This window comes from Micromonospora sp. SD12 (assembly GCF_052068495.1).
GTDB lineage: Bacteria > Actinomycetota > Actinomycetes > Mycobacteriales > Micromonosporaceae > Micromonospora > Micromonospora echinofusca.
Genome location: NZ_JBQHDF010000027.1, coordinates 1 through 15296 on the forward strand (window position 1 = coordinate 1; position 15296 = coordinate 15296).

Consider the following 15296-nt stretch of genomic DNA (forward strand, 5'->3'; position numbering starts at 1 on the left):
CCTTCCACTCCCACCTGATGGACCCCATGCTCGACGACTACCGAGCCGTCGCCGCGTCCATCACCCACCACGAGCCCCGCATCCCCCTCATCTCCACCGTCACCGGCCAACCGCTGCGGCCCACCGCCGACCACTGGGTCGACCAGGTCCGCCAGGCTGTCCGCTTCCACGGCGCCATCCAGACCCTCGCCGGTACGCACCACGTCGACACCTACCTCGAAATCGGCCCCGACACCGTCCTCGCCACGGCCGCCAACGCCGCCGGCGACGCCACCACCATCGCCACCATGCGCCGGGGACAACCCGAGACCGCGACCCTCACCAGGGCCGTCGGGCAGCTCTTCACCGCCGGGACCGGCCCCGACGCCGCCGCGTACCGGGCGGGCGCCCGGGAGGTGGAGCTGCCGACGTACCCGTTCCAGCACCAGCGGTACTGGCTGGTCCCCGACGACTCCCCCGCCGACGCCGGTGGACTCGGGCTCGGGGCGGCGGACCACCCGCTGCTCGGCGCGGTGCTGGCGCTCGCCGACTCCCAGCGGAGCGTGCTCACCGGCCGGCTCTCCCTGCGCGAACAGCCCTGGCTCGCCGACCACGCCGTCCTGGGCACGGTCCTGCTGCCGGGTGCCGCCTTCGTCGAACTCGCGCGGCGGGCCGCCGAGCACGTCGACCTCGACCGCATCGAGGAGCTGACCCTGCACGCGCCGCTGGTGCTGCCACCGGACGGCGCGGTGCGGATACAGGTGGAGGTCGGGGAACCCGACGAGGCCGGGCGCCGACCGTTGCGGGTGCACTCCCGGCGCGAGGACGCATCCGACGGCGAGCCGTGGACGCAGCACGCGAGCGGCCTGCTCGACGCCGCCGCGGAGCCCGACACCGGCTGGGCCGGTGAGTGGCCGCCCGCCGACGCCGTCCCCGTCCCGGTCGAGGAGCTGTACGACCGCATCGCCGACCTCGGCGTCGACTACGGGCCCGCGTTCCGGGGACTGGTGGCGGCCTGGCGGCGCGGCGACGAACTGCTCGCGGAGGTCGCGCTCCCCGTCGACGCGCCCACGGCCCGCTTCGGACTGCACCCGGCGCTGCTGGACGCGGCCCTGCACCCGATCTCCCTGGCCACCGGGGCCGACGGTCCCCTGCGCCTGCCGTTCAGCTGGCACGGCGTACGGGTGTCGACCGTCGGGGCGACGGCCCTGCGGGTGCGGATCACGCCCACCGCTCAGGACGCGTACGCCCTGGCGCTCGCCGACGGCACCGGGATGCCGGTGGCCACGGTCGAGTCGCTGGTCGCGCGCCCGGTGACGATCGAGCAACTGCGCTCCACCGCCGGCCCGGACGGGCTGCACCGGTTGGAGTGGCTGCCGGTCCCCACGCCCGTGGCCCCCGCCGGCGCCTTCGACGTGTTCCAGGTCGGGACCGGTACGGACGCCGAGGCGGTACGGGCCGCCGTGCACGACGCGCTCGCGGCGGTCCACGGGTGGCTGCCCGGCGACCGTTCCCCGCTGGTGTTCGTGTCCCGGGGTGCGACCGACGGTACGAACCCGGCGGGGGCGGCGGTCTGGGGCCTGGTCCGCTCGGCGCAGACCGAGCACCCCGATCGTTTCGTCCTCGTCGACGCCGACGATCCGGCTCTCGTCGGCGCGGCCGTCGCGACCGGCGAACCACAGGTCGCCGTCCGCGACGGGGTGCCGACCGTGCCGCGCCTCGCGACCTTCGCGGCCGCGTCGGACCGCCCCCTGTTCGACCCGGCGGGCACGGTGCTCGTCACCGGCGGCACGGGAGCACTGGGCGCCGCGCTGGCCCGCCACCTGGTCACCGCGCACGGTGCGCGGCATCTCGTGCTGACCTCCCGCCGGGGGCCGGCGGCGCCGGGCGCCGCGGAGCTGGCGGCCGAGTTGGAGTCGCTGGGCGCCAGGGTCACGGTGGCCGCCTGCGACGCCGCAGACCGGGCCGCGCTGTCGGCGCTCCTGACGTCCCTGCCCGACCTGGTCGGTGTCGTGCACGCGGCGGGCGTGCTGGACGACGGTACGGTCGAGTCGCTCACGCCGGAGCGGGTGGACGCGGTGCTGCGGGCGAAGGTCGACGCCGCGCTGAACCTGCACGAGCTGGCCGGCGACGTCGAGATGTTCGTGCTGTTCTCCTCGGCGACGGGGGTGCTGGGCACGGCCGGCCAGGCGAACTACGCGGCGGCGAACGCCTTCCTGGACGCGCTCGCCGCGCGACGTCGGGCGTCCGGCCTCACGGCGACGTCGCTGGCCTGGGGCCTGTGGCGCAGCGGTGGCGCGATGACCGGTGGGCTGACCGAGGCCGACCTCGCCCGTATCGGGCGCAACGGTGTGCTGGCGCACACCGTGGAGGAGGGGCTCGCGCTGTTCGACGCCGCCTGCCGGACGGACGAGCCGTGTCTGGTCCCGATCAGGTTGGACGTGGCCGCCCTGCGGACGAACACGTCGGCGCCGCCACCGCTGCGATCCTTCACCCGGCCCCGGCGCGCCTCCTCGGCCGGCAGCGCGGCGTCGCTGTCCAGCCGGCTGGCCGGCCTCGCCGAGCCCGAGCAGCGCGAGGTGCTGCTGACCCTGGTACGCACGAACGTCGCCTCGGTGCTGGCACACGGCTCGGTGGAGACCGTCCGGGCGGAGCAGGCGTTCAAGCAGATGGGCTTCGACTCGCTGACGGCGGTGGAGCTACGCAACCGGCTCAACCAGGCCACCGGCCTGCGCCTGCCGGCGACGCTGACGTTCGACCACCCCACGCCCGCGGCGCTCGTGGAGCACCTGATCGGGGAACTGGGCGGCAACCAGGCGCAGCTCAACCTGCGTGCCCTCGTCGACGGCATCGCCAAGGTGGAGGCGACGCTGGAGTTGGTGGACGCGGCGCAGACGGCGGAGACGGACATCGCCGCGGCCCTGCAACGGCTGCTGACCAGGTGGCGCGACAAGTCCAGCCCCGCCGAGGCCACGGACCTCGCCTCGGTCACGGCGGACGACCTGTTCGACATCCTGGACAGCGAGCTGGACAACGTCTGACCCGGGTGAGCCACGACCGGCCCCCCACCCCGACGCACGACCGGGGTGGGGGGCCGGTCCGTTCGCGGGGCGCACGAGACGCCTCGCCGGGTACACCGAGGTGCCGGCCCGGACCGGAGGCGGCCCACCCGGCCGAGACGGCGTACGCGGCCCGCGCGTCGTCGCCCGACCCCGTGCAGCATCCGGCGCAGCCCGGTCGCGCCCAGCACCCGGGGCCCGAAACGGCCCACCGGCCCCGGGGCGTGCCCGGGGCCGGTGGGCCGTTCGAGATGTCCTGCGATACCGGTGCTTCAGCCGGTCGTCCGCGCGTACGGGATGCCGCCCGGGCCGGACCGGTGGTGTCGCCGCGTGGCCGGGAGCCGGGCGCGGGGCCCGGCCGCCGTCACCTCTTCGGGGCGATCTGTGCCCCCGTCCGCGCGTCGAACACCGAGATGGCCTCCACCGGGCAGAAGTCGGCGGCCTCCAGCACCGCGTCGCTCGGCGCCACCACGTCGGCCAGCGGCCGGGAGACCTGCTCCATCGTGAAGTGCTCCGGCGCGCTGCCGACACAGAAGCCCGAGCTGACGCATCGGGTGGAGTCCACCCTCAACCGCCATCCGGCCTGGTCGTCCGCGTTCTCGCTCACCGCTGCCCCTCTCGTCCCACGTCGGCGTCACCGGGCCGTCCGGCCTCCAGCGGGCCGCCCACGTCAGCTCACCACCGAGTACTTCTGCCAACCCGTCGCGAGGACCTCCGGCGCGGAGAACGTGGCCGAGGGCTGCTCCGGATCGAACTTGCCGTTGTGCAGGTGGACGACGAGCGTTCCGTCGGCGCGTACGGCCAGCAGGTCCGGCCGGCCGTCGAGGTCGATGTCGGTCACCGAGATGTGCGCGAACTCCTGCCAGCCCCGGCCGAGCGTGAACCACTGGCCCTCGCCCCGCCACCAGGGGCCCTCGCCGGAGGTGTTCTGCGCGAACTCGTACAGGTCGAGGTCGCCGTTGGCGCGGCGGACCAGCAGGTCGGGCCGGCCGGTGCCGGTGACGTCGGCCATCGCGAGCGGGAAGTCCTCGACGTCGACGGTCACCATGCGGTGCGCGGTGCGGTCGTACGTCTCGTTCTGCCTGACCTGCCGCTGGTTGAAGAACGCGTCGACATGGCCCGCGTCCTGCTCCCGGCCGAACATGTCGTCGCAGCCGTCCAGGTCCATGTCCGCGATGCCCAGCGTCTCCCACTTCTTGTCGTCGCGCGCGCCGGAGATGCGGATCGGTTCGCCGAGGGTGTCGAGGCCGTTCAGCCCGCCCTTGTTCGGGTAGAGGAAGATCCCGTGGGTCGGGTTCATGAAGCTCATGCTCACGCCGATGACGTCGGCGTAGCCGTTGCCGTTGACGTCGATGGGACGGACCAGTCCGTAATTGCGCGTCGGATGGAAGTCGGTGCTGATCAGCACCGGCTCGCCGAAGGTCTCGCCACCCCGGAAGCTGCCGCTGTGCGGGAAGACGAACAGTTCACCGGTGACGTCGTCACGGGCCATGATGTCCATCCTCCCGTCCCCGTTGAACGAACGGCAGTGACCATTCCCGCTCATGCGTGCCACAAATTACCTCCACGTACGCCCCGAAATACGACAGTCCGATCATTACGAACAGGAGTTGGGGGAGGTAACCCCTACCCGCACCCCTCACCACCCGCGAAGATGGCGACCGACGAGGAGAGATCGATAAACGACAAAGCCGATTTGGGCCTTGAACCCGACCCGGAGTCAGCGGAATTTGACGTGGGAACGGTTCAGTTCGGCCACCGAGGAGACCCCGAGCAGCTTCATGGTGACCTCGATCTCCCGGCTCAGGATCTCCATGGCGCGTACGACGCCACGGCGGCCGCCGGCCATCAGCCCGTACTGGTAGGCCCGGCCGACCACGGCGGCGGTGGCGCCCAGGGCGAGCGCCGCCACGATGTCGGCGCCCGAGGTGATGCCGGTGTCGACGAGCACCTCGACCCGGTCGCCGACCTCGTCGACCACGTGCGGCAGCAGCTCCACGGGCACCGGCGCCCGGTCGAGCTTGCGCCCGCCGTGCGTGGAGAGCCACACCCCGTCGACCCCGACGGCCGCGACCCGCTTGGCGTCGGCGACGCTCTGCACGCCCTTGGCGACGAGCTTGCCCGACCAGGCGCCGCGCAGCCACTCGACGTCCTCGATGGACAGCCGCGGGTTGAACACCCGCTTGATCATGTCGGAGGCGGACCCTCCGGTGGCCTTGAGCACCTGCGGCGACGGGGTGCCCGCCCGCCACTGCCGGACCCACCAGCCCGGGTGCAGGAACGCCTCGGCGATGGTGCCGATGCTCATCGACGGCGGGATGGTCAGGCCGTTGCGGATGTCGCGGCGGCGCGGCACGGAGATCGGCGTGTCCAGCGTCAGCAGGATCGTGTCGAACCTCGCCTCCTCCGCGAGCGCGAGCAGCTCCTTGACCATCGCCCGGTCCTCGGCGAAGTACAGCTGGAACCAGTGCCGGCCCTCCGGCGCGGCGGCGGCGACGTCCGCCAGCGACGTGGTGGCGAGGGTGGAGACCGAGTACGGCACACCGAACTGCTGCGCGACCGAGGCGACCGCCGGCTCGCCCTCGGCGTGCATCACCCGGTTGAACCCGACGGGCGCCAGGGCGAACGGCAGCTTCTGCCGCTTGCCCAGCACCGTACGGCTGGTGTCCAGGTTGGACACGTCGCGCAGCACCGACGGCTGGAACTCGATGTTCGCGAACGTCTCCCGCGCACGGGTGAGGCTGCGTTCGCTGTCCGCCGCCCCGTCGCAGTAGTCGAAGACCATCCGGGGCACGGCCCGGCGGGCGGTGGCGCGCAGGTCGGCGATGCCCGCCGCGCGCAGCAGCCGGCGTTCCGTCGGGTTCCACGCCACCTTGGGCGGCTTGATCAGGGTGCTCATCCGAGCGGACTTGCTCATGTGGGCTTCCTTCTGTGAGGGGGGTGAGGAAGGGGGCCGCTCCACGTCGTGGGGGGGGGTCGGCTACGCGACGAGGGCCCGCTGGGCGAGCAGTTCCTCGACCACCTCGGCGGGTGTCGGGTGGTCGTAGACGAGCGCGGCCGTCAGCTCCAGCCCGGTGAGGGCTTCGAGCCTGCGGCGCAGCTCCACGGCGGTGAGCGAGGAGAAGCCGATGTCGAGGAACTCCTGGTCCTCCTCGACGGTGGCCGCCGACGGCAGCCCGAGCGTGTACGCGGTCTGGGCCCGCACCACGTGGGACAGCACCGTGCGGCTCTCGGCCTCGTCGGCGCCGTCGAGCAGCCGGCGCAACGCGTCCGGGTTGTCGACGTCGAGCGTGTCCTCGGCGGTCTCGGTGATGTGGCGCATCGCGTCCGGCAGGTCCCGCAGCAGCGGGCTCGGCCGGTACCGGGTGTAGTCGGGCACGAACGAGGCCCAGTCCACGTCGGCCGCGACCCGGCCGACGGCGCCCGCGCCCACCGCGGCGGCGAACCGCTCGACGGTGAGGTCCGGCCCGACCGCTACGCACACCGCCCCGTCACGCCGCTGGGCGATCGCGTCGAACACGGCTGCCGTCTCGGCGGCGCCGGCGACCCCGAACAGCTCGTCGACCGTGTGCACGAGCACGAGCCGCTCCGCCTCGGCGGCGAGGGCGGTCGGGACCGCGTCGTCGGCGTCGCTGGTGACGACCACCGTGTCGGCGGCGCCCGTGGTGACCGTCGCGCCCGCCGCCTCCAGCAGGGTGGCGATCCGCTCCGCCAGCGGCCCGCCGTGCAGCGCGACCGTGCCGGCCGGCCGCCACGGGTCACCCGCGTGCGCGGGAGCCGCGACGAGCCGGCGGGCGAAGACGCCCGCCGGGCGCAGCGCCACCTGGTCCTCGCCCGCGCCCCGGGTGAGCACCCGGCACAGGGCGCCCAGGGTCCGCTCGTCGAGCGCCTCCGGCAGGTCGACGACCCCACCCCAGGCGCGGGGCGTGGTGACGGCGGCGGCCCGGCCGAAGCCCCACGCCGCGGCCCCGGTCGGGTCGGCGACGCGTTCGCCGGGGGCGACCGCGACCGCCTGCCGGGTCAGCGCCCACACCGGAGCGTCGATGCGGGCCCCGTCGAGGGCCCCGAGCAGCTCGGCGGGGGCGGGACCGGTGGGCGTCGTCAGCACCCCCGACGCCACGTGGTCCGGCGCGAGGTCGAGCAGTTCGTCGGCCGTGCCGGCGCGGTACACGCGGACGTCGGCGCCGTGCCGGGCCATCGCCTCGGCGATCGGATCGACGCCCTCCGGCACCAGCCAGACGCCCGGGAGCGCGGCGGCCGGCAGCGCGGTGACCGGCGACCACCGCAGCTGGTAGCCCGGCGCGGGCCCACGCCGCCACGTCGACAGGGCCACCGCCACGTCCTTGAGGGTCGCGGTGTCATCCAGGCCCAGCAGCGCGCCCAGGTCGTCGCGGTCGACCGCGGCCCAGAAGTCGTCGCCGGGCGCGGCGACGGCGGGCGCGTCCGGCCACAGGCGGGTGCGCTGGAAGGCGTACGTTGGCAGCACCACCGGGCGCGCGCCGGCGAAGAAGGCCGCCCAGTCGACGGGTACGCCACGGTTGTGCAGGCGGGCGAGGGCCTCGGTCGCCACCAGCGCCGGGTCCCGGTCGGCGCGCTGCGCGGGAACGAACTCGCCGTCCGCCACGCACTCGCGGCCGAGCGCGGTGAGCACCGCGTCCGGCCCCAGTTCGAGGAAGGTGCGTACGCCGCGGGCCGCCAGCGCCTCGACCGCCGTGGCGAAGCGCACCGTGGCCCGCACCTGCTCCACCCAGTACCCGGGCGTCAGCTCGGCGACGTCGCCGGTGACCGTGGAGAGCACGGGGATCGTCGGCGGGTGGTGCGCGACGGACTCGGCCACCGCGCGGAACTCGTCGAGCATGGGCTCCATCAGCGGCGAGTGGAACGCGTGCGACACGGTGAGCCGCTTGGTCTTGCGGCCGGCGCGGGCCAGCTCACCGGCGACCGCCAGGGTGGCGGCCTCCTCGCCGGAGAGCACCACCGACTCCGGCCCGTTGACGGCGGCGATCGCCACGTCGCCGGTGAGCAGCGGCGCGACCTCGTCCTGCGTGGCCCGTACGGCCACCATCGCGCCGCCGGTGGGCAGCGCCTGCATCAGCCGGCCGCGGGCGGCCACCAGCCGGGCGGCGTCCGGCAGGGTGAGTACGCCCGCCACGTGCGCGGCGGCCAGCTCACCGATCGAGTGCCCCGCCACGAGGTCCGGCCGTACGCCCCACGACTCGAACAGCCGGAACAGGGCCACCTCGACCGCGAACAACGCCGGCTGCGCCCAGCCCGTCTGGTGCACCTCGTCGGTGTCCAGCACCTCCCGCAACGGCCGCTCCAGGTGCCGGTCGAGTTCCCCGCACACCTCGTCGAACGCCCGCGCGAACGCCGGGAAGCCCAACAGCTCCGCCGTCATGCCGACCCGCTGCGCCCCCTGGCCGGTGAACAGCACGGCCGTCGCGCCGGCGGTGTCGGCGGTCCCGCCGACCGCACCGGGGGCGTTCTCGCCGCGGGCCAGCGCGGAGAGGCCGGCGCGCAGCTCGTCGAGGTCCCTGCCCAGCACGGCCGCCCGGTGCCGCAGCGCGGTACGGGTGGTGGCCAGCGAGAAGCCCACGTCGGCGGCGGACGCGTCGGCGGTGAGGCGCGCGGCGAGCCGGGCCGCCTGGTCGCGCAGCGCGGCCTGGTCGCGGCCGGACACCAGCAGGGGCACCACCGGCACCTCGGCGGTCGAGTCCACCACCACCGGCTCCGGCGCCTGCTCGATGATCGCGTGCGCGTTGGTGCCGGAGATGCCGAACGAGGAGACGCCGGCGCGGCGCGGGCGTCCCGTCTCCGGCCAGGGCACCGCCTCGGTCAGCAGCCGGACGGCCCCGTCGGCCCAGTCCACGTGCGGCGACGGCGCGTCGACGTGCAGCGTCTGCGGCAGCACACCGTGCCGGATCGCCTCCACCATCTTGATCACCCCGGCGACACCGGCGGCGGCCTGCGTGTGCCCGATGTTCGACTTGATCGAGCCGACCCAGAGCGGCTGCTCGCCCCGGTCGCGGCCGTACGTCGCGATCAGCGACCGGGCCTCGATCGGGTCGCCCAGCGTGGTGCCGGTGCCGTGCGCCTCGACCGCGTCCACGTCACCGGGGCGCAGCCGCGCGTCGGCGAGCGCCTGGTTGACCAGGCGCTGCTGGGAGGGGCCGTTCGGCGCGGTCATGCCGTTGCTCGCGCCGTCCTGGTTCACGGCGGTGGCGCGCACGACGGCGAGCACCGGGTGGCCGTTGCGGCGCGCGTCGGAGAGCTTCTCGAGCACCAGTACGCCGACGCCCTCGCCCCAGCCGGTGCCGTCCGCGCCGGCGGCGAAGGACTTGCACCGGCCGTCCGGCGCGAGGGCCCGCTGGCGGCTGAAGTCGATGAACGCGTTGGGCGTCGCGAGCACGGTCACGCCGCCGGCGAGGGCCAGGGCGCACTCGCCCCGGCGCAGCGACTGGGCGGCCAGGTGCAGGGTGACCAGCGACGACGAGCACGCCGTGTCGACGGTGACGGCCGGCCCCTCCAGCCCCAGCGCGTACGACACCCGGCCGGAGACCACGCCGCCGGCGACGCCGGTGCCGATGAAGCCGTCCAGCTCGGCGGGCAGGTGTTGCAGGTGCGCGCTGTAGTCGTGGTACATCAGGCCGGCGAACACCCCGGTGCGGCTGCCGCGCAGGGTGGTGGGGTCGATGCCGGCGCGCTCGACGGCCTCCCACGAAGTCTCCAGGAACAGCCGCTGCTGCGGGTCCATGGCCAGGGCCTCGCGTCGGGAGATGCCGAAGAACTCGGCGTCGAACCAGGCCGCGTCGTACAGGAAGGCGCCCTCCCCGCAGTAGGTGCGGCCCGGCTTCTCCGGGTCCGGGTCGACGAGGTTGTCGATGTCCCAGCCCCGGTCGGTCGGGAAGCCGGCCACCGCGTCGACGCCCCCCGCGACCAGGTCCCACAGCTTCTCCGGCGAGCTGGCGCCGCCGGGGAACCGGCAGCCCATGCCGACGATCGCGATCGGGTCGTCGTCGCCGCCGTCGGAGGAGGCCACCACCACGGCGGCGGCCGGCCCGCCGTCGAAGAGCTCCGCGTCCAGGTGCTCGGCGAGCACCGTCGGGTTGGGGTAGTCGAAGACCAGCGTGACGGGCAGCCGCAGGCCGACCACCGCGTTGAGCCGGTTGCGGAACTCGACCGCGGTGAGCGAGTCGAAGCCCAGCTCCTTGAAGGCCGTCGTGGCGCCGACCGCGTCGCCGCCGCCGTGCCCCAGCACGACCGCGACCTGCGCGCGGACGACGTCCACGAGTTCCTTGCGGCGCTCCGCCGGGCCCCGCCCGGCCAGGGTCGCGACCAGGTCGGAGGCCGCCGCGGCGTCGGCCGAGACCTGCCGTCGCGCCGGGGTGCGGACCAGGCCGCGCAGCACCGTGGGCAGCACCCCGCCGGTCGCCTGCTCCCGCAGCGCGGCGAGGTCCAGGTGGATCGGCACGAGGGCGGCCTCCGGCGCGCCGAGCGCCTCGTCGAACAGCGCGAGGCCGTCCTCCGTGGACAGCGGCCGTACGCCGGAGCGCCGCATCCGGGCCAGGTCGGCGTCGTCGAGCGCGCCGGTGAGGCCGGTGCGCTGCGCCCACATGCCCCACGCCAGCGAGACGGCGGGCAGGCCCCGGGCACGCCGGTGGGCGGCGAACGCGTCGACGAAGGCGTTGGCCGCCGCGTAGTTGCCCTGCCCGGGGCCGCCGAGGACGCCCGCCGCCGAGGAGAACACGACGAAGGCGCTCAGGTCGCCGGCCAGCTCGTGCAGGTTGACCAGCGCGTCGACCTTGGGGCGCAGCGCGGTCGCGAGCCGCTCCGGCGTGAGCGACGCGATCATGCCGTCGTCGAGGACGCCGGCCGTGTGCACGACCGCCGTGGGCGGGTGCTCCGCGACGAGCGCGGCCAGCGCCGCGCGGTCGGCGGCGTCGCAGGCGGCCACCGTCACGTGGACGCCCTGGGCGGTCAGCTCGTCGTGCAGGACCGCCAGGTCCTCGGTCATGCCCCGGCGACCGGCGAGCACGAGCCGGCGGACGCCGTGACGCGCGACGAGATGCCGGGCGACGAGGCGGCCGAGCGTGCCGGAGGCGCCCGTGACCAGGACGGATCCGGTGATCTCCGGCGGCGTGCCCGGTTCCCCCGCCGCCTTGGCGAGGCGGGGCGCGAGCACCTCGGCGTCGCGCAGGGCGAGCTGCGGCTCACCCGTACGCAGCGCGGGCACCAGGTTCGGCTGCCACCGCTGCCCGGCGACGTCGACCAGGACGAACCGGCCGGGGTTCTCGGACTGCGCGGAGCGCACGAGCCCCCACACGGCGGCGAGCGCCGGGTCGGTCCCGTCCGTCGCGCCCTCGGTGAGCAGGACCAGCCGGGCGTCGGCGAACCGGTCGTCGGCGAGCCACTCCTGGACGGCGGCGAGGGTGCGCTCCGCCACCCGGTAGGTGTCCCCCACGAGGTCGTCGCCGTCGCGGGTGATCGGGAGGACCACGTGCCCGGGAACCTCGGTGATCGCGGCGAGGCTGTCGTACGCGGTGGCGCCGGGCAGGTCGCCGCCGACGACCGCGACCGTGGCCGCGCCGTCGGCCACCGGGACCGGCACCCAGTCGAGCACGTGCATCGCCTGGTGGCGCGGGTTGGTCAGGGCGGCGAGCGCGCCCGCGGGCAGGCGGCGCACGGCCAGCGCCTCGATCGCGGCGACGGGCGCGCCCGCGTGGTCGGCGACGGCCACCGCGACGGCGTTGGGGCCCGCCGGCCGGATGGTGACCCGCAGCCGGGCGGCGCCGGTGGCGTGCAGGCTCACCCCGTGCCAGGCGAACGGCAGCCACGGCCCGCCCGCGCCGTCGTCGGCGGTGAAGACGCCCAGACCGAGCGGGTGCAGCCCCGCGTCGAGCAGGGCGGGATGCAGGCCGAAGCCGGCGACCTTCGCCGTCTCGGGCGCGGTGACCTCGGCGAACAGCTCGTCGCCCCGCCGCCACACCGAGCCCAGACCGCCGAAGGCGGGGCCGTAGGTCACGTCGAGCGACGCGAACCGGTCGTACAACTGCGCGGTGTCCACCGCCTCGGCGCCCTCGGGCGGCCAGACACCCGCCGGGGTCGCCGCACGGTCGTCGGCGCCCGCTGCGCCGGTGGCGAGGGTGCCGGTGGCGTGCCGGGTCCACTGGCCGTCCGCGTCGGGCCGCGAGTGGACCGTCAGCCGCCGGGCACCGTCCGGGCCGGGCTCGCCGACGCGGAGCTGTACCTGCACCGCGCCCCGCTCCGGCACCACCAGGGGCGCCTCGAGCGTCAGCTCCTCGATCCGGGTGGCGCCGACCTCGTCACCCGCCCGGATCGCCAGCTCGACGAAGGCGGTGCCGGGCAGGAGGATCCGGCCCGCCACCCGGTGGTCGGCGAGCCAGGGGTGCGCCGAGGTCGACAACCGGCCGGTGAGCAGCACACCGTCCGCCCCGGCGAGCGACACGGTCGCGCCGAGCAGCGGGTGCCCGGTGGAGCCCAGGCCGAGGCCGGTGGCGTCGACCGGGCCGCCCGCGCCGCTCGGCCAGTAGGTGCGCCGCTGGAAGGCGTACGTCGGCAGGGCGACCGGCCGGGCGGGGGCGGTGACGAGCGTGGCCCAGTCGGGCCGTACGCCCCGGGTGTGCGCCTGCCCCAGCGACAGCAGGAACCGGCGCAGGCCGCCCTCGTCGCGGCGCAGCGTGCCGACGACGGAGCCGCCCTCGGCCTCGTCGAGCAGGTCCTGCACGGCCGGTACGAGCACGGGGTGCGAGCTGACCTCGATGAAGGAGTCGACGCCGTCGGCGACCAGGCCGCGTACGGTCTGCTCGAACTCGACGGTCTGCCGCAGGTTGCGGTACCAGTAGTCGGCGGTCAGCTCCGCGGTGTCGAGCAGCTCGCCCGTCACGGTCGAGTAGAGCGGGATGTCGCTGGTACGCGGGCGGACGGGGGCGAGGATCCGGAGCAGCTCGTCGCGCATCGACTCCACGTGCGCGGAGTGCGAGGCGTAGTCGACGTCGATCCGCCGGGCCCGGACCTCGTCGCGCTCGCACTCGGCAAGCAGCTCGTCGAGCGCCTCGGGCGACCCGGATACCACCACGGTGGCGGGCCCGTTCACGGCGGCGATCGACAGGCCGGGCCGCAGCCGTCGGGCGACCTCCGCCACCGGCTGCGACACGGACACCATGCCGCCCCGGCCGGCGAGTTCCACGGCGATGAGCTGGCTGCGCCGGGTCACCACCAGCGCGGCGTCGTCGAGGGAGAGCGCGCCGGCCACGCAGGCAGCGGCGATCTCGCCCTGGGAGTGCCCGACGACGGCGGCGGGCTCGACCCCGTACGAGCGCCACAGCGCCGCCAGCGAGACCATCATGGCGAACAGCGCGGGCTGGACGACGTCGACCCGCTCCAGGGAGGCCGCGCCCGGTACGCCGCGCAGCACGTCGAGCAGCGACCAGTCGGTGTGCCGGTCCACGGCGGCGGCGCACCGCGTCATCCGGTCGGCGAAGACGGGCGAGGTGTCGAGCAGTTCGGCGGCCATGCCCAGCCACTGCGAACCCTGCCCGGGGAAGAGGAAGGCGGTGCGGTCGCCGACGTCGGCGAGGCCGGTCACGAGGTTGCGGGCGGCCTCGCCGTCGGCGAGCGCGTCGAGGGCGGTGGACAGCTCCGCCCGGTCGCCGACGAGCACCGCGCGGTGCGGCAGGCGGGCCCGGGTGGTGGCGAGGGCGTGCGCGACGTCGTGCTCGGTGTGGTCGTCGGCCAGGTGTCGGCGCAGCCGGACCGCCTGCTCGCGCAGCGCCGCCTCGGTACGGGCCGACAGCACCCACAGGGTGGGGCCCTCGGCCGGCGCGGCGTCCCGCGGGGCCTCGACGGCCGGGGGCTCCTCGATCAGGACGTGGGCGTTGGTGCCCGAGATGCCGAACGACGAGACGCCCGCCCGGCGCGGGGTGTCGCCCCGCGGCCAGCCGACCGGCTCGCTCAGCAGCCGCACCGCGCCGTCGGTCCAGTCCACGTGGTGCGACGGCCTGTCCACGTGCAGCGTGCGGGGCAGTTCCTCGTGCCGCAGCGCCATGACCATCTTGATCACGCCCGCGACGCCGGCGGCGGCCTGGGTGTGCCCGAAGTTGGACTTCACCGAGCCCAGCCACAGCGGCCGGTCGCGCTGCTGACCGTAGGTGGCGATGAGCGACTGGGCCTCGATCGGGTCGCCCAGCGTGGTGCCGGTGCCGTGCGCCTCCACCGCGTCCACGTCGGCCGGGGTGAGCCCGGCGCTGTCCAGGGCCTGCCGGATGACCCGCTGCTGCGACGGCCCGTTGGGCGCGGTCAGGCCGTTCGACGCCCCGTCCTGGTTGACCGCCGAGCCCCGTATCACGGCCAGGATCTGGTGGCCGTTGCGGCGCGCGTCGGAGAGCTTCTCCAGCACGAGTACGCCGATACCCTCGCCGAACGCCGTGCCGTCCGCGGCCGAGGCGAACGCCTTCACCCGCCCGTCCGGGGCGAGCCCCTTCTGGCTGGAGAACTCGATGAACGTGCCCGGGGTGCCGATGACGCAGCTGCCGCCGGCCAGCGCGAGGTCGCAGTCGCCGCTGCGCAGCGCGTGCGCGGCCACGTGCATCGCCACCAGCGACGACGAGCACGCCGTGTCGACGGTGACGGCCGGTCCCTCCAGCCCCAGCACGTACGACACCCGGCCGGACACCACGCTGCCGGCGACCCCGGTCATCGTGTAGCCGATCAGCGCGTCGATGTCCTGCTGCATCGCCGACAGGTACTCGACGCTGTTGGCGCCGACGAACACGCCGGTCCGGCTGCCCCGCAGCGAGTGCGGGTCGATGCCGGCGTGCTCGAACGCCTCCCACGAGGTCTCCAGCATCAGCCGCTGCTGCGGGTCCATCGCCAGCGCCTCGCGCGGGCTGATCCCGAAGAAGCCCGCGTCGAAGTCGATGGCGTCGGAGATGAAGCCGCCGCGCCGTACGTAGCTGGTGCCGGTGCCGCTGTCCGGATCGAACAGGTCGTCCAGGTCCCAGCCCCGGTCGGTGGGGAAGTCGGTGATGCCCTCCCCGCCGGCCGACACCAGCTCCCACAGCTCGTCGGCGGAGCGTACGCCGCCCGGGAAGCGGCAGCCGATGCCGACGATAGCGATCGGCTCCCGCTCCGTCGCGGTCCGCAGCTTGCGCCGCGTCTCGTGCAGGTCGGCCGTCACGCGCCGGAGGTACTCGACAAGCTGTTCTTCGTTCGCCATCAGTAGCCCTCCTCAGCGCCTCC

The 15296-nt window shown here is 75.0% G+C and carries 4 protein-coding genes and 1 pseudogene; 1 reads left to right on the top strand and 4 read right to left on the bottom strand.

Annotated elements, in window-relative coordinates; translation table 11 throughout:
• Positions 1-3020, top strand: a 3020-nt coding sequence (locus tag ACTMS2_RS28370) for a type I polyketide synthase (RefSeq protein WP_441178122.1), incomplete at its 5' end; no start/stop codon positions are given.
• A 382-nt stretch (positions 3021-3402) separates the two neighbouring features.
• Here ACTMS2_RS28370 and ACTMS2_RS28375 read toward each other — a convergent pair.
• The 4 genes and pseudogenes from ACTMS2_RS28375 to ACTMS2_RS28390 form a co-directional block, all read right to left on the bottom strand.
• A complete protein-coding gene (locus tag ACTMS2_RS28375; RefSeq protein ID WP_199184668.1) occupies positions 3403-3645 on the bottom strand; it encodes a ferredoxin in 243 nt (80 codons plus the stop codon).
• A gap of 63 nt (positions 3646-3708) precedes the next feature.
• Complete coding sequence (locus ACTMS2_RS28380) at positions 3709-4584, bottom strand: FG-GAP repeat domain-containing protein (protein ID WP_441178123.1); 876 nt, start codon at positions 4582-4584, stop codon at positions 3709-3711.
• Positions 4585-4758: 174 nt separating this feature from the next.
• Positions 4759-5955, bottom strand: a complete 1197-nt coding sequence (locus tag ACTMS2_RS28385) for an alpha-hydroxy acid oxidase (protein WP_363904490.1) — start codon at positions 5953-5955, stop codon at positions 4759-4761.
• Positions 5956-6018: 63 nt separating this feature from the next.
• Positions 6019-15234: pseudogene (locus ACTMS2_RS28390) on the bottom strand (type I polyketide synthase); the annotation flags it as partial.
• Positions 15235-15296 lie beyond the last annotated feature (62 nt).

What these genes read in the sequence shown, in the direction of transcription:
- ACTMS2_RS28380 (WP_441178123.1), bottom strand. Translation starts at nt 4,584, where the DNA reads ATGAGCGGGAATGGTCACTGCCGTTCGTTCAACGGGGACGGGAGGATG.
- ACTMS2_RS28385 (WP_363904490.1), bottom strand. Translation starts at nt 5,955, where the DNA reads ATGAGCAAGTCCGCTCGGATGAGCACCCTGATCAAGCCGCCCAAGGTG.